Annotated in this window: 19 protein-coding genes; 9 read left to right on the top strand and 10 right to left on the bottom strand. The window is 65.7% G+C overall.

Translation table 11 applies throughout. The features are described from left to right. The first annotated feature begins 22 nt into the window (after positions 1 to 22). From flgK to cyoB, 4 genes are all read left to right on the top strand, one after another. The gene (gene flgK / locus QW861_RS32845; protein WP_316193993.1) at positions 23 to 1,780 is read left to right on the top strand and encodes a flagellar hook-associated protein FlgK; all 1,758 of its coding nucleotides are present in this window, start codon (positions 23 to 25) and stop codon (positions 1,778 to 1,780) included. A gap of 15 nt (positions 1,781 to 1,795) precedes the next feature. Next, positions 1,796 to 2,704 (top strand): flagellin, encoded by a 909-nt coding sequence (locus tag QW861_RS32840; protein WP_315828416.1) that lies wholly within the window; start codon positions 1,796 to 1,798, stop codon positions 2,702 to 2,704. A 171-nt stretch (positions 2,705 to 2,875) separates the two neighbouring features. Continuing rightward, the gene (locus tag QW861_RS32835) at positions 2,876 to 4,645 is read left to right on the top strand and encodes an SDR family oxidoreductase (protein ID WP_316193992.1); all 1,770 of its coding nucleotides are present in this window, start codon (positions 2,876 to 2,878) and stop codon (positions 4,643 to 4,645) included. Positions 4,646 to 4,660: 15 nt separating this feature from the next. Then, the gene (cyoB, locus tag QW861_RS32830) at positions 4,661 to 6,664 is read left to right on the top strand and encodes a cytochrome o ubiquinol oxidase subunit I (protein ID WP_316166955.1); all 2,004 of its coding nucleotides are present in this window, start codon (positions 4,661 to 4,663) and stop codon (positions 6,662 to 6,664) included. A gap of 58 nt (positions 6,665 to 6,722) precedes the next feature. Here the strand turns inward: cyoB and QW861_RS32825 are convergent, their stop codons facing one another. The 9 genes from QW861_RS32825 to QW861_RS32785 form a co-directional block, all read right to left on the bottom strand. Beyond that, entirely contained in the window at positions 6,723 to 7,229 is a 507-nt protein-coding gene (locus QW861_RS32825) for a hypothetical protein (protein WP_316193991.1), read from the bottom strand. A gap of 140 nt (positions 7,230 to 7,369) precedes the next feature. Further along, positions 7,370 to 7,771 carry a BA14K family protein gene (locus tag QW861_RS32820; RefSeq protein ID WP_316193990.1) on the bottom strand — a complete coding sequence of 134 codons (402 nt, stop codon included), beginning with the start codon at positions 7,769 to 7,771 and terminating at the stop codon, positions 7,370 to 7,372. 123 nt (positions 7,772 to 7,894) lie between these two features. After that, entirely contained in the window at positions 7,895 to 8,677 is a 783-nt protein-coding gene (locus QW861_RS32815) for an alpha/beta hydrolase (RefSeq protein WP_316193989.1), read from the bottom strand. 3 nt (positions 8,678 to 8,680) lie between these two features. Then, a complete protein-coding gene (locus tag QW861_RS32810) occupies positions 8,681 to 9,976 on the bottom strand; it encodes an O-acetylhomoserine aminocarboxypropyltransferase (protein ID WP_316193988.1) in 1,296 nt (431 codons plus the stop codon). A 92-nt stretch (positions 9,977 to 10,068) separates the two neighbouring features. Next, positions 10,069 to 10,686: a nitroreductase family protein gene (locus tag QW861_RS32805; protein ID WP_316193987.1), complete on the bottom strand. Its 618-nt coding sequence runs from the start codon at positions 10,684 to 10,686 to the stop codon at positions 10,069 to 10,071. An 81-nt stretch (positions 10,687 to 10,767) separates the two neighbouring features. Continuing rightward, entirely contained in the window at positions 10,768 to 11,697 is a 930-nt protein-coding gene (locus QW861_RS32800) for an aliphatic sulfonate ABC transporter substrate-binding protein (RefSeq protein WP_316194010.1), read from the bottom strand. A gap of 1,137 nt (positions 11,698 to 12,834) precedes the next feature. Next, entirely contained in the window at positions 12,835 to 13,095 is a 261-nt protein-coding gene (locus QW861_RS32795; protein WP_316193986.1) for a hypothetical protein, read from the bottom strand. A gap of 78 nt (positions 13,096 to 13,173) precedes the next feature. Further along, positions 13,174 to 13,701, bottom strand: a complete 528-nt coding sequence (locus QW861_RS32790; protein ID WP_316193985.1) for a hypothetical protein — start codon at positions 13,699 to 13,701, stop codon at positions 13,174 to 13,176. 322 nt (positions 13,702 to 14,023) lie between these two features. Beyond that, positions 14,024 to 14,674, bottom strand: a complete 651-nt coding sequence (locus QW861_RS32785; protein ID WP_316193984.1) for a TetR family transcriptional regulator — start codon at positions 14,672 to 14,674, stop codon at positions 14,024 to 14,026. Positions 14,675 to 14,767: 93 nt separating this feature from the next. Between QW861_RS32785 and QW861_RS32780 the strand changes: the two genes are divergently transcribed. Next, positions 14,768 to 15,430 (top strand): O-methyltransferase, encoded by a 663-nt coding sequence (locus QW861_RS32780; protein ID WP_316193983.1) that lies wholly within the window; start codon positions 14,768 to 14,770, stop codon positions 15,428 to 15,430. 114 nt (positions 15,431 to 15,544) lie between these two features. After that, on the top strand, positions 15,545 to 16,195 hold the full coding sequence (locus tag QW861_RS32775; RefSeq protein ID WP_316193982.1) for an aspartate/glutamate racemase family protein: 651 nt from the start codon (positions 15,545 to 15,547) through the stop codon (positions 16,193 to 16,195). A 24-nt stretch (positions 16,196 to 16,219) separates the two neighbouring features. Here QW861_RS32775 and QW861_RS32770 read toward each other — a convergent pair whose 3' ends face one another. Continuing rightward, on the bottom strand, positions 16,220 to 17,578 hold the full coding sequence (locus QW861_RS32770; protein WP_316193981.1) for an LLM class flavin-dependent oxidoreductase: 1,359 nt from the start codon (positions 17,576 to 17,578) through the stop codon (positions 16,220 to 16,222). A gap of 186 nt (positions 17,579 to 17,764) precedes the next feature. Between QW861_RS32770 and QW861_RS32765 the strand changes: the two genes are divergently transcribed. The 3 genes from QW861_RS32765 to QW861_RS32755 all read left to right on the top strand — a co-directional run bounded on the left by QW861_RS32765 (position 17,765) and on the right by QW861_RS32755 (position 20,336). Then, positions 17,765 to 19,432, top strand: coding sequence for a tannase/feruloyl esterase family alpha/beta hydrolase (locus QW861_RS32765; RefSeq protein WP_316193980.1), 1,668 nt, complete (start codon positions 17,765 to 17,767; stop codon positions 19,430 to 19,432). 143 nt (positions 19,433 to 19,575) lie between these two features. Beyond that, complete coding sequence (locus tag QW861_RS32760; RefSeq protein WP_315718640.1) at positions 19,576 to 19,785, top strand: PRC-barrel domain containing protein; 210 nt, start codon at positions 19,576 to 19,578, stop codon at positions 19,783 to 19,785. Between the two features lie 323 nt (positions 19,786 to 20,108). Next, positions 20,109 to 20,336 (top strand): hypothetical protein, encoded by a 228-nt coding sequence (locus QW861_RS32755; RefSeq protein ID WP_315718641.1) that lies wholly within the window; start codon positions 20,109 to 20,111, stop codon positions 20,334 to 20,336. The last annotated feature ends 1,213 nt before the right edge of the window (positions 20,337 to 21,549 follow it).

Genomic DNA, 21,549 nt, shown 5'->3' with positions numbered 1-21,549 from the left:
AGCCAACAGCGGGAGTAGGGCAATGTCGCTCGACATAGCACGGCTGGTCGCCTTCAGCGGCATCTCGGCCACGGAGCTGCAGATCAGCGTGGCGTCGTCGAACATCTCGAACGCCGACACGAAGGGGTATACGCAGAAGACGGCCAACCAGGTCACGAACGTGACCGGCGGAATCGGGACCGGCGTTTCCATTACCGGCATTTCGAGCAATGTCGACAAGCTGCTGCTGAAATCCTTGATCGGAGCCAATTCGGAGCTCGGCGCGGCCGACACCACGAACAACTATCTGACGCAACTGCAGCAGCTGTTCGGCAGCGCGTCCACATCCGGCACCTCGACGACGGGAACGTCGCTGGCAAACTCGCTGGCATCGCTGGAGTCCGCCTTGTCGTCGCTGGCGAGCTCGCCCAGCAGTGTTTCGCTGCAATCGGCAGTCGTCAGCGCGCTGGATGACTTCGCCAGCCAGCTGCGCAGCACGTCGAGCGGTGTGCAGACGTTGCGGGCCAACGCCGACAAGGACATCGCGTCGTCGGTTCAGAGCGCCAACGACGACCTGCAACAGATCGCCGATCTCAATGTCGAGATCCGCAAGATGGCGGCGTCCGGCCAATCGACCGCCGATCTCGAGGACGAGCGCAATGCCGCGTTGCAGGACCTTTCGTCCTATATGAACGTCAGCTACTACGCGGCGTCGGACGGCGACCTTCAGGTCTATACCTCGTCGGGGCGAGCTCTCGTCGACAGCTCGGCGCACACGCTTAGCTATACGGCCTCGGCGAATGTCTCGGCGGCGTCGAGCTATGCGTCCGGCGGCTTCAGCGGCATCATGGTCGACGGCGTCGACGTCACGTCGCAGATCACGTCGGGCAAGATCGGTTCGCTGGTCACGTTGCGGGACGAGACCCTGCCGGCCGCGCAGACCCAGCTCGATCAGCTGGCCTCGCAGCTGAAATCGTCGCTGAATGCGATCACCAATGGCGCATCGGCCGTTCCACCTCCGACCGCTCTGACCGGGTCGGCGAGCGTCAGCAGTACGACGGCCCTGTCGGCGTCCGGAACGGTCCGCATCGCCGTGGCTGACCAGAGCGGCAATCTCGTTTCGTACGAGGATCTCGACCTGTCGTCCTATGCGACGGTGGGCGATCTGGTCACGGCGCTCAACGGCATCTCCGGGGTCTCTGCCTCGATCGATTCCAGCGGACACCTGTCGATCAGCGCCACGTCGTCGTCGAACGGCATCGCGATCAACGACATGACCAGCGCGGTCGGCGGCAGCGGCTTCTCCGACTATTTCGGCATGAATGACCTCGTCACCGGCACGAGCGCCGCCAATTTTGCCGTCAACAGCAGCATCCTGAGCGGCGCGGCCGGTTTGCCCACCGGCACGCTCGACGGCTCCGCGACGTTGACGACCGGCAGCCAGGTGCTGACGGCCGGCTCGGCGACGGTCATCGACGCGCTCGTTGACAAGCTGACCGGCTCGACCAGCTTCGCCTCGGCTGGCGGCCTGAGCGCAACGACCGGCTCGTTCGCCGACTACGCCGCGGCGATCGTCGCCAATGTCGCCAGCAAGGCGTCGCAGGCCTCCACTGCCTACACCGCGAAGTCGACGGCCCAGTCGAGCTATGCCAGTTCGCTGTCCTCGCAATCGGGCGTCAACCTCGACGAGGAGACGGCGCGGCTGAGCTCGCTGCAGAACAAATACGCTGCCGCCTCGCAGCTGATCTCCGTGGTCAACAGCATGTTCTCGTCGCTGCTCACTGCCGTGCAATCGACCTAGTCCGGAGTGGACATCATGACGATGCGGATTGCGACATTCTCGAACTCCGACCAGATGATCACGGGCGCGCTGCGGACGCAGGCGACCATGGCCAACCTCCAGGTGCAGGAGGCCTCGGGGCTGAAGGCCGAGTATCTCGCCGGTTACGGCGCCGACACCCAGCACGTCGTCAATCTGCAGGTCTCTGTCGCGCGGGCGCAGTCCTACATCGACGCTGCGACTCTGGCGGACAGCAAAGTGCAGGTCATGTACTCTGCCGTGGGGCAGGTGTCGGACATCGTCAGTCAGCTGCGCACGGCCCTGAGCGCTGCGAGCTCCGGCAGCAGCACGGGAACCACGTCCGCGATCAGCAGTGCGCAGCAGTTGCTGCAGCAGATGTCGGGCATTCTGAACACCCAGTACGACGGGCAATATCTGTTCGGCGGTGCGCGGACCGCGACGGCGGCGGTCGATACGTCGAGCTTCGCCTCCGGCACGGGATCGTTGACCACGACGGATACCAGCTATTTTCAGGGCGACAGCGAGCTTGCCTCGGTCCGGGTTTCCGATGGGCAGTCGGTCACCTATGGCGTTACTGCCGACAATCCGGCGTTCGAGGAGGTCATGCGGGTCCTGAAGTTCGTGGCCAACAGCTCGACCCTGTCCGGAACCGACATCACCTCCGCGCTGTCGCTTGCCGATCAGGCGGTGGACGATGTCGCCACGGTACAGGCCAAGCTCTCCGATGCGGCGTCCCGGATCGAGAGCGCGAAGTCGCAGCAGACCGATTACAAGAGCTATGCCGAGAGCCTGGCGACGGACCTGACCAGCGTCGATGTGGCGGCGGTCACCGCCCAGCTCTCGACTTATCAAGCCCAGCTCACGGCGAGTTATACCGCCATCTCCAAGATCCAGAGCCTGAACCTGGCCAGTTACCTGCGTTGAGCCCCGACTTATCGCGCGGCGATGCAGGGCGCAGGGACCCGAGCAGAGCCGGATCTGCCAGGCGGGCCTAGACCTTGCCGGCGGCCGGCCTTGGGATCCGCATTCCCGGCCGATTGAAACCATGCGCCGCGCCGGAGGTTTGTTGACGGGCATCTCGTCGGCGGAACTCTCATGGACCAGATAACTCAGCCTCGAAGCTACGGCCATGGCTTGCGGCCCGTGGCGGACAATGTGTGGATCGTCGACGGCGGCCGGATTCGGGCCGCCGGACTGCCGCTCTCCGTGCGCATGACGGTGATCCGCCTGTCGAGCGGTGATCTGCTGCTGCACTCGACCACGCGCTTCACTCATGCGCTGCGGGAGGAGCTGGAGCAGCTGGGACCCATCAAATATCTGCTCGCGCCCAACGTCGCGCACTGGATGTTCCTGCCGGACTGGCAGGCGGCCCTGCCGAATGCGCAGGTCTTCGCTGCGCCGGGCTTGGCAGAGCGCCAGCAGGTTCGCCGAAGCGGCCTGCGTATCGATCGTGAGCTGACCGATGTCACGCCGGACGAATGGTCCGCAGATATCCAGTTGGTGCTCGTTGCCGCACCGATGTTCACCGAAGTGGAGCTGTTTCACAGGCCGAGCCGCACACTCGTCCTGACAGACCTCGTGCAGAACCTGGCACCGGAAGGTCTGGGCATCGTGGCGCGGACCGCGGCGAATCTGCTCGGGATCACCGCGCCTGATGGCAAGGCACCGACCCATCTGCGGATGCTGCTGCGGCTCGGCGGCCGTGCCGTCCGGCTCGCGGCGGCGCGGTTGATTGCGCTGGCGCCCGAACGCGTCGTCTTTTCCCATGGCCGATGGTTCGACACCGGCGGCGCGCACCAGCTGCGCCGCGCGCTCGGCTGGCTGCTGGATGCCTCCCCCGAGGCGCGCCGGCTGATGCGTGATCTGAAGGGAACGCGCGTCGTGGTGACGGGCGCCTCGAGCGGCATCGGCCGGGCGACGGCACTCGCCTTGGCGCGGGAAGGGGCCAGCATCGTGCTGGCCGCGCGGCGCGTGGACGTTCTGAAAGACGTCGCGGCCGAATGCGAAACCCTTGGCGGGCGCGCCATCGCCGTCGGCACCGATGTGACCGATGCAGCCGCGGTCATGCACTTGGCCGATCAGGCCGTGCAGACGTTCGGTGGCATCGATGTCTGGATCAACAACGCCGGAACCGGGGTGTTCGGCGCCTATCAGGACGCCGACATCGCGCTCCACCGTAAGACCATCGAGGTCAATCTGCTGGGGACGATGAACGGTGCCTATGCGGTTCTGCCGGTCTTCCTGCGGCAGCAGCGCGGAACCTTGATCAACAACATCTCGCTCGGCGGATGGGCTCCGACTCCGTTCGCCGCCGCCTACACCGCCAGCAAGTTCGGCCTCCGCGGCTTCTCGGCGAGCTTGCGTCAGGAACTCGCCGGTCACAAGGATATCCACGTCTGCAGCGTATTCCCCGCGATGGTCGACACGCCCGGCTTCGTGCATGGCGCCAACATGTCCGGCCGCAATCTCGGTCCAGGACCGCTGCTGTATCGGCCCGAGGACGTCGCCGAGACGTTCTTGCAGTTGATCCGCGCTCCTCACGACGAAGTCGCCGTCGGCTGGCCGGCGCGGCTCGGGCAGATCTCCTATGCCCTGGCGCGCTGGCCGACCGAGCGACTCCTGAGCACGGCGTTCCGTTTCCTGTTGTCGCGCGCGAAGGGCGCACCACGCAGCACAGGTGCCGTGTTGGCGCCGATCGCCGCTGGCACCGCGGTGAGCGGCGGCTGGCTCGTGCGCAAGAAGCTGCCGCCGGCCGGGCAGCTCAGCAGAATTGGATTGGCACTTGGGCTCGGAGGCATCGCGTTGGTTGCTCTTGCGCGCGCCCGCCGGCCTTCGCGGCCATCGCGCCGACATATTACTCGCTGATCCCCGGGGGCGTCCATGCTCGGCAAGCTCGATTGGTCGGCGATCCCCTTTGGCCAGCCCATCCCGCTCGTGGCCGCAGGCCTCGTGCTGGTGGCGATCCTCGGTGTCCTCGGATGGGTCTTGGCGAAGGGGTACTTCCCTTATCTCTGGCGTGAATGGATCACCAGCGTCGATCACAAGCGGATCGGCGTGATGTACATGCTGCTCGCCTTCATGATGCTGCTGCGTGGCGGCACCGATGCGATCATGATGCGAACGCAGCAGGCGGTGGCGTTTCATTCCAACGGCTATCTTCCGCCGGAGCACTACAACCAGATCTTCTCCGCCCACGGCACGATCATGATCTTCTTCGTGGCGATGCCGTTCGTGATCGGGCTGATGAATCTGGTCGTGCCGCTGCAGCTCGGGGTACGGGATGTCGCCTTTCCCACGCTGAACTCCGTCGGCTTCTGGCTCACGGCCACCGGCGCGCTGCTGGTCAACGTGTCCCTCGTGGTCGGCGAGTTCGCGCGCACCGGCTGGCTGCCGTTCCCGCCCTTGTCGGAGTTGACCTACTCGCCGGGAGTCGGCGTGGACTATTACATCTGGGCGCTGGAGATCTCCGGCGTCGGGACCCTGGTCAGCGGCATCAACCTGGTCACCACCGTCCTCAAGCTGCGCACCCGGGGCATGAGCTATCTGCGCATGCCGATGTTCTGCTGGACCACGCTGGCAACGAACCTGCTGATCGTCGCGGCGTTTCCGATCCTCACGGCGACGCTGACGATGCTGATGCTCGACCGCTATTTCGGCTTCCACTTTTTCACCAACGAGGCCGGCGGCAACATGATGATGTTCATGAACCTGATCTGGGCCTGGGGACATCCCGAGGTCTACATCCTGGTTCTGCCGGCGTTCGGGATCTACTCCGAGGTGGTCGCGACGTTCTCGAGCAAGTCGCTGTTCGGCTATCGCTCGATGGTGTTGGCGACCATGGCGATCTGCGTCATCTCCTTCATGGTCTGGCTGCATCATTTCTTCACGATGGGGGCGGGCCCCAACGTGAACGCGATCTTCGGCATTGCGAGCATGATCATCGCGGTGCCTACGGGCGTGAAGATCTATAATTGGCTGTTCACGATGTATGGCGGGCGGGTGCGCTTCACGACGCCCATGCTGTGGTCGGTCGGCTTCATGATCACCTTCATGATCGGCGGGCTCACCGGCGTGCTTGTCGCGGTGCCGCCGGCGGATTTCCTGCTGCACAACAGCTTGTTCCTAGTCGCCCATTTCCACAACGTCATCATCGGCGGCGTGCTGTTCGGGGTGTTCGCGGGTGTCACTTACTGGTTTCCAAAGGCGTTCGGCTTTCGGCTGTATGAGAGCTGGGGCAAGGCGGCGTTCTGGTTCACCCTCATTGGCTTCTACGTGACCTTCATGCCGCTCTATGTCGTCGGCCTGCTCGGCATGACCCGACGGATGCAGCACTACGATGTCGCGGAATGGCGTCCCTGGCTTGCAGCTGCGACGTTCGGCACGGCGCTGCTCGCGATCGGCGTCATTCTTCAGATTCTCCAACTGGTCTTCAGCATCCGCGATCGCGAGCTCCTGCGCGACACGACCGGCGACCCCTGGGACGGCCGCTCGCTCGAATGGGCCACGTCCTCACCGCCGCCGGTGTTCAATTTTGCGGTGCTGCCGAATGTGACGGGGCAGGATGCGTATTGGCGGATCAAGGAAAATGCAAAAGACCAGCAGCTCCATACGCGGGAAAAGGACTACCAAGACATCGAGCTGCCAAAAAACTCCCCCACGGGATTCGTCTGCGCCTTCTTCGCCACGGTCATGGGCTTCGCGCTGATCTGGCACATCTGGTGGATGGTGGCGCTCGGCGCAATGGGCGCGTTGGCGACATTCGTCGTGTTTGCCTGGCGCGATCACGACGAGTACGTCATCCCTGCGGCGGAGGTCGCCCGGATCGATCGGGGCATCATCGAAGCGCGGCAGGGATTCTCGTCGTCAGCGGCTGCCGGGGCCTGAGACCCATCGAAGGGAAGCTGCCGGTGCGTCGGGCCAGCCGCGCACCGGCGAATTCACATCACCAGCGATGATGGGCGCGGATCACGCCATGGCCGTGGCGGTGATGGCCCCAACCCGGACCGCGGTAATAGCCGTAGCTGTGGCGCCACGGCCGCGGGCCATAGGAATAGCCGTAGCTGCGATAGATCGGGCGCGGCACGTAGCTGTAGCCGTAGCCGCCGTAATAGGGGCGGTAGGCCGGGTAGTAGCCGCCATAGCCGTAGGGATAGGCGGCGTAGCGATACCCGCCGTAATAGGGATAGGGCGCGTAGCCGCCATAGTAGGAGGGGGCGGCGATCGCCGATCCGATCACGGCCCCGGCCAACAGTCCCGCGCCGATCGCGGCACCGCCGCCCCAGCCGCCATGCCAGCCGCCGTAGCGGACCTGGACGGCATTCGAGCTTTCGGCGCCCGGTTTGGCGGCTGCCGACAGCGACGTCAGCGGCGCAGCCGAGACCGAGTGCAGCGTGGATACAGAAAGTGCGCCGGCGATGGCGAGCGTCGCGGCGGCTTTGAAGGTGACCATCCCGATGTCTCCCGTTGATTCAGGGTCATGCTCAACCGGATGAGACGATCTTCGTTGCATTTGTCGCGGCGGACGTTTTGTCGCGCGCCACGGGTCCAGGCGGCGGCCGATGCCGGAGACCGGCATCGGCCTTGGCGTCGCTACGGGCAGGAATGGCGCTGGCCGTCGTTGCCGAGATAGGTGCCGGAGCCCGGGTCGTAGGACCGGAAGCGCTGGGCGCAATAGGCCTGGGCGTTGGCGGCCTCGGCGCGGCTGTTGGCGATCGCGCCACCGATGATCGCGCCGGCCGCGAGACCGCCGAGGGCAGCGGCACCCGCACCGTAGCCGTGGCGATGCCCGCCATAGCGATGGCCGTAATAGCCGTGGCGATGACCGTAGCCGCCGCGCCCGTGGCGATATTGCACCTGCTGCAGCTCGGTCGCGTTCGTGGCGGCGGCCGGCGCCGGGTGGTTCGGCAGCAACGGCGCGGCGGCGAGCGGCGATGCGGCCGCGAGCGTCATCGATCCGATGGTGGCGACCGTCAAAAGTATGCGCAGATCCATCTGCGTGCTCCTTTCTGTTCGTTGTGCCGGAGGGCAACGGCTCGCCGTCGCCCTCCGTTCCGCGCTGCAAAGGAGCATGTCGGCGGCACGAGGTCGCAGCAAAGAGCGAACCGTGACCGCAAGCTACTCGATCAGCGCGTCGAGCAGCGCATCCGGACATTCCGTCATCATCGTATGCCCCGCGCCGGGCAGCACGATGATGCGCGATTGCGCGATTGCAGCCGCCAGCGCCTTGCCGGCCTTCAGCGGCGTCATCATGTCCTTCTCGCCGAGGATCAGCCGCGTCGGCACCTTGATCCTGGCCGCCGCTGCCAGCGCATCCTGATAGTCGTTGCAGGCGGAGAGATCGTTGAACAGCACGTCCGGCGCGCAGCGCTCCAGGGTCGCCTGCGCGCCGCCATGCATCCACAGCCCGGGCGCGCGGCTGCCGCCGAGCTCGGCGGCAAAACCGAGGCCCCAGATCGAGACCATGTCGATGGCGGCGTGATCGTTGGCTTCGGCGGCCTTCAGGAGGTCAGGTCCGACCGTCATCGCTGCCGCGGTGCCGATCAGGCTGAGCGCCGACACGCGATCGGGATGGCGCGCCGCGGCATCCAGCGCAATCAGCGATCCCATCGAATGGCCGATCAGGTGAGCGGGCTTCGCGTTCACCGCCTGCAACAGCGCGACGATCCAATCCGCCATGGCGGTGATGGTCGGCAGCGCCGGCCCCGTCGAGCGGCCATGGCCCGGCAGATCGGGCGCCAGCACGGCAAAGCCGTGATGGGCGAACCAGCGGCTGTGCAGCGCCCAGACCGAATGGTCGAAGCCGGCGCCATGGATGAAGACGACGGCGGGCAGGGACGAATCGAAGTCGCGGCCGCCCGTGGCGGCGAAGACCTCATGATCTCCGATCGACAGCTGCATGGCTCACACCTTCTGCGAGGCGCGCAGCGCCTGTCCGAGATCGTCGATGATGTCGCTGGCCGCCTCGATGCCGACCGAGAGCCGGATCAGCTCCTCGCCGATTCCGGCCGCAGCGAGCTGGGCTGCGTCCATCTGCTGATGCGTGGTCGAGGCGGGGTGGATCACCAGCGTCTTGGCGTCGCCGACATTGGCGAGATGGCTGATCAGCTTCAGGCTCTCGATGAACTTGCGTCCCGCGGGACGTCCGCCCTTGATGCCGAACGAGATGATCGAGCCCGCGCCGCGCGGCAACAGCTCCTTGGCGAGCGCATGGTCCGGATGCGTCTCGAGCGAAGGATGCAGCACCCAGTCGACGGCCTTGTTGGCCGTCAGCGCCTCCAGCACCGCGCGGGTGTTGGCGACGTGCCGCTCCATGCGCAGATGCAGCGTCTCGACGCCCTGCAGCAGATGGAACGCGTTGGTCGGCGACAGGCAGGCGCCGAAATCGCGCAGGCCTTCGGTCCGCGCGCGCATGATGAAGGCGGCCGCGCCGAACTGCTCGTCGAAGACGATGCCATGATAACCGGCATACGGCTCGGTGAGCTGCGGGAACTTGGCCGAGGCGCGCCAGTCGAACCGGCCGCCATCGATGATCGCGCCGCCGATCGCGATGCCATGGCCGCCGAGCCACTTGGTCGCGGAGTGCATCACGATGTCGGCGCCCTGGGAAATCGGCTGGCTCAGATAGGGCGTGGCGAAGGTGTTGTCGATCAGGAGCGGCACGCCGGCCGCGTGCGCGATCGCCGAGACCTTGGGGATGTCCAGCACCTCCAGACCGGGATTGCCCAATGTCTCGCCGATCAGGAGCCGCGTGTTCGGCTTGATCGCAGCGCGGAAACCGTCGTGATCCCTGGGCTTGACGAAGCTCGTGGTGATGCCGAAGCGCGGCAGCGTGTGCGCGAGCAGATTGATGGTGCCGCCATAGAGCGAGGAGGAGGCCACGATGTGATCGCCCGCATTCAGAAGCGTGGCGATGGCCAGATGCAGCGCCGCCTGGCCGCTCGCGGTGCAGACCGCGCCGACGCCGCCTTCGAGCGCGGCGAGCCGCTCTTCGAGCACGGCCGTGGTCGGGTTGGAGATGCGGGTATAGATGTGGCCGGCGCGTTCGAGATTGAACAGCGCCGCGGCGTGCTCGGTGTCGTCGAACACATAGGACGTGGTCTGATAGATCGGCACCGCGCGGGCGCCGGTCGCGGGATCCGGGTGCTGGCCCGCGTGCAGGCTCAGGGTCTCGAAGGCGGGCGGTTTCGGCGGCGGCATGCGGATCAACTCTCCTCAAGCAGATCGCATCTTCTGCCACAGATTTCGCGGTCCGTCAGGAGCGGCGCGGCGCGCCGCCCCTGCGACATCGATCAGCCGCCGAAGCGCTGCGGGAACAGGCCGGCCGAGGCGATCTCGGCGACGGACAGGCGTGCGCTCGGCTTCTCGCGCTCCTTGAGCATGGCCGGCAGCTTTTCGCCATCGCCCTTGCGGCCGACCGCGATCGCGATCTCCACGGCGAAACCGGCGGGCACCCCGAGGGCCGTCTGCGCGGCGGCGACGTCGAAGCCGCTCATGCCATGGGTGATCCAGCCGGACAACGCGGCCTGGTTGGCGAAATTGGCCCAGGCCGCGCCGGCATCGAAGGAATGCGTGCGCGTCGGTGCCGGCTCGGTCTTGCCCGCCGGGATGAAGGTCTTCTTCGACAGCACGTAGACGATCGCCGCGGCATGCTGCGCCCAGCCGCGGTTGAACTCGACCAGCGGCGCCAGGAAGGTGTCGAACTCGGCCGAGCCGCGCAGCGCGTAGAGGAAGCGCCAGGGCTGCGAATTGTAGGAGGAGGGCGCCCAGCGTGCCGCCTCGATGAAGGTCAGGAGCTCCGTCTCGGGAAGCGGCTCGTCGCTGAAGCCGCGCGGCGACCAGCGATCGACGAAGATGCGATGCGCCGGATGCTCGGTGATGCGGCCGGTCGGGGGAAGATGGGCAGTCACGGGTGGTCTCCTTCGTTCAGGCTCGTCGTCGGGCCTCGTGCCGCGCTTCGCTGCCGGGCACAATCTCGGCTCCTGTGTGGCTCACGGCGCTTTGGGAGTCCAGATCGCCAACGCCGATGTGTCCACCTTCGCCGGCAGCACGCGCTCCGCCAGGAAAGCATCCGCGATCTTCTGCTGTTCCGACAGGCCGGCCGCGGTGACCGCGCCGACCTGGTAGGAGCGGTGGCTGTTGGCCTCCTCGACGGTGGCGGCATCGATGCCCCACAGGGCAGCGAGCTGGCTCGCCGCGGCGGCCGGATTGGCCTTCACCCATTTGCCGGTTTCGACGAGCTTGCCGTAGATGACGTTGAGGGCGTCGCCATGCCCGGCGGCGTAGTCGGCGGATGCGAGATAGTAGCGCTTGTAGCTGGCAAGCCCGTCGCTGCCGTCCGCGAGCACGCGCGCCCCTGACTGGCGGATGGTGCTGGTCAGGAACGGATCCCACGCGACCCAGGCATCGACATTGTTGCTGACGAAAGCGGTCCTGCCGTCGGCGGGCGGCAGATAGGCGGGGGTGATGTCCTTGAAGGTGAGACCCGCTTTGGCGAGCGCGGCGAGCAGCAGATAGTGGCTGCCGGCGCCCTTGGTCACCGCGATCTTCCTGCCTTTCAGCTCACCGAGCGTCTTGGTCGGCGAAGCCGTTGCCACGAGGATCGCCTGCGCCGACGGCGAGGCGGCCTCCTCGGCGACATAAGCGAGCCTCGCGCCCGCGGCCTGCGCGAACACCGGGACGGTATCGGCGACATCGGCGCCGACATCGATGCTGCCGATGTTGATCGCTTCCAGCAGCGGCAGGCCGCTGGAGAATTCGTGCCACGACACCTTGATGCCGAGCGGCGCCAGCGCCTTCTCCAACTCGCCATTGGTCTTGAGGAGGGCGATCAGGGTCGAGGATCTCTGATAGCCGATGCGCAGCGTCTCGGCTGCGTCGGCTTGCGACGTGGCGAGCGCGCCGAGCAGGGCCGCGGCCATCATCAGGACGCCGCGACGGGCGAGATGCAAGGGCCGCGCGCGACGCAGGCCGCTGAAGGACGGTGTCATTCGGCAATCTCCCAAACAGGCGGTTGCATGCAATTGTCCAGGATCATTCGCAGGATCGTCAGCCCTGCGCAATTTTGCAGATCTGTTCATATGGAGAGGAAAGTTTCTCATGTGCCCATGCCGCGAGAAGTTTTGTTTTCTTGGCGCGCGAGATCTGACGAGACAGCCGTTCGCATCCTCGCCACGCGCAGAGCGTCCGAGAGATGTCTGCCGTTCGTCCCTCCATCGAGAGAGGGCACAGGGAAGGCCGGGCGTCGACTGACACCCATGGCCCGCGTGCAAAAAAGGAAGCACGCGGCGGTTACCACAGGATCAGCCGGACATCCGGCCTTCCCTGCGCAACGGGCTTACGGCTTATACGCGTTCTCCCCGGCGCGCCGAGCTTTCTGGCCACCGTCGCCTGCGCGAAGCCGAGCCTCGTCGCAGACTTGATACTAGCATCGGAGTATCAGGACCACGCGATTTCGCCGTCCGGCTCCCATCGTTCGTCCGCGCGCTTGACGCACGCTGCGACGAGAACCGGCCATCGCATCCCGCACCAACGTTTCGTGACGTTCGCGAAGCGCCCCTCTCGATCGGGCGGGATGGGGTGATACAACCATGAATTCTGAAAAAAAGAAACAAGAATATTTTTCGTCGCGGGACTGGACAGGGCAAATCAGCCTGAGAATGCGGGCGAATTCCGCTTCGTCGCGCACGCGCGAGGAGAAGCCATTGGCTCGTCACGCAAGCCCTGGGGCTTCGGCATATCACAATCAGCTTGTGCCCCTCTGCCGCGACGGCATGGCAGGGCCTCGGCCCGGCCATGACGTCTTAACGACTCTCCACAGAGGTCTGGGCGGGCATGTCCTATCGAACTGCCGGCCGAAATGAAGCGCGGGAGCTCACGAGCGGATTTGGCCGGAGGCCTCCGACTTGCGCGGTGCGCCGAGCCGGCAGCCATGGGGGGCAGGAGCCACGGAGTGGGCACGTTCGGGAGGACAGCCCGTGACTAAGGCAGACCTCTGCGACCGAGCCGGCGGCGTCTGGATTCAGCCTTTCTCGGACGCCCAGGAGTGAGGCGGATGATTAAGTGTCGTCATCCCGGTTTACTCTGATCCCGTTGATGACCATGACGCCGGTTGGCGGATCGAAGCTAGTGTTTGGTGCCCACTCTTCCTTGGCGAACGCCATTTCTCGCTCTAGGTAGCTAAAGATGCGGGCGGGTAAGTTGATGGACGTGCCTGCGATCATCTTGGCCGCTTCATCTGCACTATCGTAACGCCCTATGACGGCTTTCCCGAGATCAATCGTTAAAACGTTCATTGCGTCATAGAGGTCGCGCGCCATTGGAGTTCTCCAGCCTAGTGTTGGGGGACCTTTCGACCGAAGCAACGTTAGCCTGTGACGGTCACGTTGACGACGATTTCATTTAGAACCCCAGGGACCAGATTGGCCCTTTGGCTTCTTCCCGACGGAAGCAACTCGGCGTCTCAGATCGGACCGATTTGAGCCGATTTGCTGTTTCCAACTAGACCACCAGGCCAACGGCATCCGCTGATCGTTACGCATATACGGCACGAACATTCGATCTAGCGTCTCGAAGCTCTCGTCGACCATGTCGAATACGTTGACGAACTCCTCCTCCGAGAGGTTTTGCCGGAAGCCGAGGCTGCCATCACCCCGGTGCATTGCTAGACGCAGCGTGTCGAGGTACTCGTCGACTTCCGGCCCGAAATAGAAGCGGGCTCGCCTCATCGTCTGGATGAATCTTTTGTGCAATTCGACCGGAAAGTTTCCACTTCCGGAAAACTCAGCGACCATCGATACGATGTCTTCGTAAATTTCGAGGCGGTTTTCGAGAGCATCGACGGCGATCTTCTGTTTCGCGGTAAGCCACTGCATCGCGGAGATCAGAACGGCGGCAATCGCAACAATTGTCGTGATGACGGCCATGGGTTCCTCCAACCAGGTAAACCTGCCGCTAAATCGCCAAGCGTTCAAGGCGGTGATTTGGAGTCCGATAATCGCCCTTAACAGACACTCCCGGACTCTGATGATAGGTCCGTTGTTGGCTGCGGGCCCCCGACCGGCGGCGCTGCATCAAGTTAGCGGCGATCTGGGATACGACGGCATCAAGTCAACGTAGTGTCGCGGCAGCCCGTGGCCGTGCAGAGGTTCCCAGTTTGCGTGGGAGAGGCGTGGTGCGCGGGACAAGCCCGCGCATGGCGGGAGTGCCCCGAGAGGCCGCTTGACCGGAGACGCGCCGGCTCTAGGACTACCCGGCCTTACGTTTGTGAGGCTTGTTCGCGGTGGAGAGGTACGCACAGAACATGTCGGCCATCGCATCGGCATAGGCCGATATCTCGGCCCGGCTGCGCGGTGTCTCCGAGAAGTGCTTGCCGACCTGGCCGAGCGTCGTCTTGATCAGATCGGCGGTCCGCGCGCGCTCGGCCTCTCCGGCACCAGGCAGCACCTCGCGCATGAAGGCGAGCATGGCGCGGCGGCCACTGGCCCTGGCCTGGCGTGCCTCGGGCGCGTCGCGATAGAGCGGGGCGGCGTCGTCGAGCGCGCCACGCACCGCGGCTTCGTCGCACTCCGATTGCAGGAACGCATGAACGAGCGCGCGCAATCGCGTCAGAGGCGGACGGCGCGTGTCCTCCAGAATGCCGTGCAGCAGTTTCGTCGTCTGCTGCCACTCGTCGCTCTGCACCCTGAACAAGATCGCCGCCTTGTTCGGGAAGTACTGATAGAGCGAGCCGACGCTGACGCCGGCCTTCTCGGCGACACGGGCCGTGGTGAAACGTTGCGCGCCTTCCTTGGTCAAAACCTGAACAGCCGCCTGCAGAATGGCCGCGACGAGGTCGGCCGAGCGTGTCTGTTGCGGCAGTTTTCGCGGGGAAATCGGGGCTTTTCGAGCCGGGGCCATGGAGCGTTCCGAAATGCGATTAGCGAATGCGAATGATTATTCGTATTCTGACTTCGACGCAAACGACACGCATCGAGACCACGGAGAATATCAATGCTGACCCTGACCACCCAGCCGGTGGCGCCGCTGCTGGACCGCCTGCTTGCCGAGGCCACGTTGCTGCGGCCGGAGACGAGCCCGATCTTCGCCGGCATGGCCGAACGGGGCGCGCAACTGATGCGCAGCCGGTCCGGCCATGTCGAGCTCTACACGCAGCTCAAGGACTTTCCGTTGCCCGTGTCGCGCGACACCGGCATGCTGCTCTACATGCTGGCGCGCGGCGTCGGTGCGCGATCGATCGTCGAATTCGGCACCTCGTTCGGCATCTCGACGCTGTTCCTCGCCGCGGCGCTGCGCGACAATGGCGGCGGCCGGCTGATCACCACGGAGTTCGAGCCGTCCAAGGTCGCCCGTGCCCGTGCCAACCTCGCGGAGGGCGGCCTGGCCGATCTGGTCGAGATCCGCCAGGGCGACGCCCTGCAGACGCTGAGCGCCGATCTGCCGGAGACCATCGATCTCGTGCTGCTCGACGGCGCCAAGCCGCTGTATGGCGATATCCTGGCGCTGCTCGAGAGCCGGCTCAGCGCCGGCGCGTTCATCGTCGCTGACAATGCCGACCACAGCCCCGACTACCTGGCCTACGTCCGTTCGCCTGATAACGGCTATCTGTCGGTGCCGTTCGGCGACGAAGTCGAATTGTCGATGCGGATCGGGTGAGCGGCCGGCGACGAACGGCGGACGCCCGCCACCCCATAGGCGAATGGGCCTGGAGTTGACGTTTGGCCGACGATTGTTCACGAGGAGAGCTTCGTCATCTGAGCAACCGTCCTCATGCCCCGCATCCTCCTGATCAATCCCAACAGTTCGGCCACGACCACCGCGATGATGGTGTCGATTGCGGCCGCCTGCTGCGCCGGCCGGGCTGAGGTGGTCGGCGCGACCGCGACGCGGGCGCCGGCCATGATCGTTGATGCCGAGGCGCTTGCGGCCTCGGCCGCGGAAGTGGTCGAGATCGCGCGCGAACACCTCGGCGCGTGCGACGGCATCATTGTCGCTGCCTACGGCGATCCCGGTGCGGATGAGATCCGGGCGTCGTGCTCACTGCCGGTCGTCGGGATCGGGGAGGCGTCGATGCGTGAGGCCGCGCAAAGCGGGCGGCGCTTCGGCGTCGCCACGGTGACGCCGGCGCTGGTCGTGAGCATCGCAGATGTCGCCGGGAAACTCGGACTGTCGGCGCAGTTCACCGGGACGCGGCTGACCCAGGGCGATCCGGCCGCGCTCGCCGCCGATCCGGCGCGGCTTGCGTCGGCTTTGGCTGCGGCCGCGCGCGCCTGCATCGCGGACGACAATGCGCAAGCCGTGATCATCGGCGGCGGACCGCTGGCGCAGGCCGCCGATCGGCTGCAGCGGCAATTCGCCGTGCCGATCATCAAGCCGATCGCGGCAGCGGTGACGCAACTGATGCAGCGCTTATCGGCCTGAGCCGCCTCGGCTCGGCCGGACCCATCATGGCCGGTAGCTCGCGGCCGGATGCGGTGCCGTGAGCCGGGCGCGGCCGAACAGCTTTTCGCGCAGCGTTCCCGGCTGGTAGGCCTGCTTGTAGCGGCCGCGCCGGGTCAGCTCCGGCACCAGCATGTCCGCGACATCGGCAAAACTCTCCGGCGACAGCGCAAAGGCGAGGTTGAGGCCGTCGACGCCGGTCTGCTCGATCCAGCTCTCGATGAGATCGGCGACCTTCGCCGGTGAGCCGACGAACACCGGGCCGATACCGCCGATGCCGACATGCTCGGCAACCTCGCGCACGGTCCACACCCGGTCCGGATCGGCCCGCGTGACGTTGTCCATCGCACTGCGGCCGGCATCGTTGAGCACGTGGCGGACCTGCTGGTCGAGGTCGTAGGTCGAGAAGTCGACGCCGGTCCAGCCCGACATCAAGGTCAGCGACGCCTCGTGGTCGATGTAGCGGCGATAGTCGGCGAACTTCGCCTCGGCCGCCGCATCGGTTTCGCCGAGCACGACGGTGGCGATGCTGAAGATGACGATGTCGCTGCCCGCGCGACCCGCGTCGGCGGCGGCCTGGCGGATCGCGGCGACGCGCGGCGCGATGATCTTGGCGGACGGGCCGGACATGAACACGCATTCGGCATGCCGGCCGGCGAACACGCGGCCGCGCGGCGAGGTGCCGGCTTGATACAGCACCGGCGTTCGCTGCGGCGACGGCTCGCAGAGATGGATGGCGTCGAGCTGGTAGTTCTCGCCGCGATGGCTGACACGGTGAACCTTCGTGGGATCGGTGAACACGCCGCTTGTCCGGTCGCGCTTGACGGCGTCGTCCTCCCAGCTGCCTTCCCACAGTCTGTAGACGACCTCCATGTACTCGTCGGCGACGTCGTAGCGATCGTCATGCGCGGTCTGGCGCTCCCTGCCCATGCCGCGTGCGGCGCTGTCGAGATAGCCGGTGACGATGTTCCAGCCGATGCGGCCCTCGGTGAGATGATCGAGCGTCGACATCCGCCGCGCGAACGGGTAGGGCGGCTCATAGGACAAGGTGCAGGTGACGCCGAAGCCGAGATGGGAGGTCGCGGCGGCCATCGCCGAGATCAGCATCATCGGATCGTTCACCGGCACCTGGATGGCGTGGCGGAGCGCCGCGTCGGGGTTGCCGCCATAGACATCGTAGACGCCGAGCACGTCGGCGAGAAACAGTCCGTCGAAGCGGCCGCGCTCCAAGGTCTTGGCGAGGTCGAGCCAATAGGGCAGGCGATTGTAGTCGGAGGAACGGTCACGCGGATGCCGCCACAGGCCGGGCGACTGGTGCCCGACGCAGTTCATCGCAAACGCATTCAACCTGATGTCCGCAGCCATGATGTCCCTCGACGCTTCCTTGACACCCATCAGATGGCACGCTTCGGCTGACGTTTTCAATCGCACCCATGCGCACGGCCGCTTGCGGCGGGCGCAGGCTTGGCTATGGTCGGAAGCGATCGAGCGTGCCGCGAAGCAACGACGATGCGTGACGGGCCTTGGCCCGCAGGTGTGAGGACGACCGTGATGACGATCCGTGTGACGGCGCTGACCGCGGTCTTGCTGACGACGTCGGCCATGGCGTCCGCGCATGCGGAGGATTTCAAGGCGAGCTGCGCCACGTTGGCTCAGGGCTTCTCCGGCAGCGGCCGCATCGTCACGGCGGAATTCGTCGCTGCGGGCGGCGTGCAACTGGCGCCGCCCGCGCCTGCGGGCGCGACCGCACCTGCGCCGGATCACTGCCTGGTCCGGGGCAAGATCAACGAGCGTACCGGCATCGACGGCAAGCCCTATGCTGTCGGCTACGAGCTGCGATTGCCTGCGACGTGGAATGGCAAGGTCGTCTTTCAGGGCGGCGGCGGCGTCGACGGCGTGCTGCGCCCGGCGCTCGGCCTGCTCACCGGCACCACGCCGCCCAACGGACTCTCGAACGGCTATGCCGTGGCCTCGACCGACGCAGGCCATCTCGAGGAGCCGGGGCCGCTCGGGCCCTATCTGTTCGGCCTCGATCCGCAGGCGCGGCGCGACAAGGGCTACAGCTCGATTCCGCCGGTGGCTGCTGCCGCCAAGGCCGCGGCCGAGAAGCTGTACGGCAAGGCGCCGCGCCGGTCCTACTTCGCCGGCTGCTCCAACGGCGGCCGCCAGGCGATGGCGGTGACGCAGCGATTCCCGGAGCTGTTCGACGGCGTCATCGCCGGCGCGCCGGCCTATCGCGTGCCGCTGGCCGGCATCGATGTGATCGCGCAGGAGCAGGCGCTGCTGGCGATCGCGCCGCCCGGCCCGGACGGCAAGGCCGATGTCGGCAGCGCGCTGAGCGACGAGGACCTGAAGCTGGTGGCCGATGCCGTGACCGCGTCGTGCGATGGCGCCGACGGCGCCAAGGATGGCATGGTGCAGGACGTCATGGCCTGCCGCTTCGATCCGGCCGCGCTCGCCTGCAAGGAGGGCCAGAACTCGCAGTGCCTGCCTGTCCCCAAGCTGAAAGCCGTCAAGCTGATGTTCGACGGCAGCCGTAATTCCATGGGCGGATTGATCTATGCGCGCTGGCCGTATGATCCCGGCCTCGCCGCGCCCGGCTGGCGCGCCTGGAAGCTCGGTACGCCCAAGGCGAGTCCGCCCAATGCGCGCAACCTCACGCTCATTCCCGGCGGCGTCGCCTATGATTTCATGAGCCCGCCGGAGACGCCGGAGGATCTCGTCGCCTGGGTGCGCAACTTCGATCTCGACCGCGATCCGCGGAAGGTGATGAAGGGCGCCGGCGGCTTCGACGCCGGCATGGAATATGAGGCCGCGACCTCGACCGATCTCGACGCCTTCAAGGCGAAGGGCGGCAAGATGCTGTTCTATCACGGCACGGCCGATCCGATCTTCTCGGCGCTCGACACCGTCGACTATGTCGATCAGCTCAAGACCAAATACGGCGCCGATGCCGACGGTTTCGCACGGCTGTTCCTGGTTCCCGGCATGAACCATTGCGGCGGCGGACCCGCCACCGATCAGTTCGACCTGCTGACCGCGCTGGACCGATGGGTGGAGGGCACGGCCGCGGCGCCCGAGGCGATCCGGGCCACCGCGCGGCGCGCGCCCGATGTGCCATGGCCCGGGCGCACACGCGATCTCTGCGCGTTCCCGAAGGTGCTGACCTACAAGGGCAGCGGCAGCCTCGAGGATGCGGCGAATTTCGAGTGCCGCTGATGGGCAAGCCCGGCGCTCGCTGCCTTGCGGCGCGCACGATTGCTTGAGGACGGGTTGACGTTCGGCGTCCGCGTGCCGACTTGAACGACCGTCGAGCGGCCTGTGCTGCCCGGCGGTTCCCCCCTCAGGTCTCGAAGTTCCTCATGGTTGCCGTCAAGACGCGAGCCTTCTGCATCCTGCGCGAATTCGAACGGGCGCAGACCGAGCTGGTCGGCAAGGCTGTGGCGCTGAGCGACGGCAAGGCCGGAACAGTGGAGTACGTCCATCTTGACGAACTCCACGGTCTGCGCATCACCATCGGTGGCCATGACGGCCGCTGGCCGGTGTCGACCATCAAGTTCGCGCAGGCCTGAGTGGCATTGCCTCGTCCACTCAGGTCGCGCAACGACGTGCTGGACTGGCTCCGGACGCTGCGGCGAAAGCGCATGCTCGTTCTGCCCAACCGCGCGCATCAGCCGATGGGACCGGGGCGGGCAGAGACCGCCCCGGTCCACGCATCCCAGCCGTGCGAAGTCGGCGGCGCTGCGGCTAGCCTCGTTGCTCCCGGCGCGGCCGGCGGCTGCTGCTCTGCCGCCCGGACGACGTTGGTCATGGCCGATTCACTTATGTTGATGCGCGCGGCAGCTCCTGATCTAGAGTCGTCGATGCGCATCAATGAAACTGGATGCAATCCCGCATGGACGTAGAAGGTCAAAAGAAGCGGCGCCGGCGTGTCAAGCAGACGATGTCGTTGGGTGAGCGGTTGCTGGAGATGGCGCGCGAAGCGCGAGACAGGGCGAAACGTCTGCCCCCGGGCATCGAGCAGGCCAGGCAGCTGCGGCGCGCCCGCGAGGCCGAAGCGATCGTCGAGCTCGATCGCTTCCTGACGGCTCCCGCACGCAGCACGCCGCCGCGATCGCGTTGACGCCGTCTCGCGCCGGCCTCGGACGACGCGGCGCCGCGGAGGTCACCACGCGGCAGGTCACCAGGCAACAATGTCGACCAAGCAACAATGCCGCGGCTGCTCTTGCTGCATGCGGGCTCGAATTGATGCTGGCATCGCTGCAACGACGCGCTCGACAGGATCGACGTCCCAAGCGACCGTAACGTCCGTGCGTTGGGCAAGTCAGTCCAGAGACGCGAGCACGATGAACCAATTCCAAGCCCGCGCTGATTGAAGCATGTTTGGTTGGTGGCGAGGGCGCCCTCGTCGGGCTGGTGGTATTTCCGGAGCTTGCGGCAACAGGGCTGACCGATCCGGCCGGGACAGCCGAGCCATTCCCGGCCGCGTCACCGCCAGGCTTGCGGATATCGCCGATCGTCCCTCGCATCACTTCCGTGCTCGCGGTGGCGAGACCAATGCCAGTTCGCATTCGCGAATGTGTGCGACGCCGCGAACTTCGATCCCGGGCTCAGCGGCCCGTTCGGTCCGGAACCATTGGCGTTCCGCGCCGCGCCGCGATCGTCGCAGGCGGGGGAGGGGATCGCGACCCTCGAAATCGGCACCAGCAATCTCGACAGCGTCTGTCGACCAACCTTGTCCGGCGGAAGGATCTCGTCCTGATGCCCATGCCGCACTCGCATCGTGCGCTGGTGCAACCGAAGGCGAGCAATTCCTGACGCTGCGCGCGCCCGCCGCTCCAAAATGGAACAGAAACGGCGTGTGAGGAGGCCGAGCGTGGGCGGCGACAGCGCTATCCACATTTCTGCACAGCCGTCGCAAAAAGTTCTTGCGCAGGATGCGGCATCGCACTATCTCACCACCACGCCAGCCGGACATCACTGATGACTGAGGCCCCCGACTTTCGGGACCAACGTTGTTTTCTTTGATGTTTCTTCTTCCGACTGGCTCCTGAGTTTTTCTTCAGAAAGGCTCTTGACGGTCTCTCAAAATCAGCTATGTGAAGCGCCCCGGCAATCGGGACTTCCACGGTGAAGGAGACCAAAGAAGTTGATGCACTAATTAGTTCGAAGCGAACTAACAAGTGCGGGCTGTTTGACAAGTGAAGATGAAGAAAGAGAAACGTGGACGGCGGAGTCCTTGCGGGTCTCGGGATTGAAGGCTTCGGCTTTTGGTTCTGGGATCGGACGAGAAGACTTCGGCGGACAATGTTTCAAAGGTAACACCATGGTTTTCG

The sequence above is a fragment of the Bradyrhizobium sp. SZCCHNRI1029 genome (assembly GCF_032487555.1).
Lineage (GTDB): Bacteria > Pseudomonadota > Alphaproteobacteria > Rhizobiales > Xanthobacteraceae > Bradyrhizobium.
The sequence above is the reverse complement of the archived record's forward strand: the minus strand, read 5'-3'. Positions and strand labels throughout refer to the sequence as shown.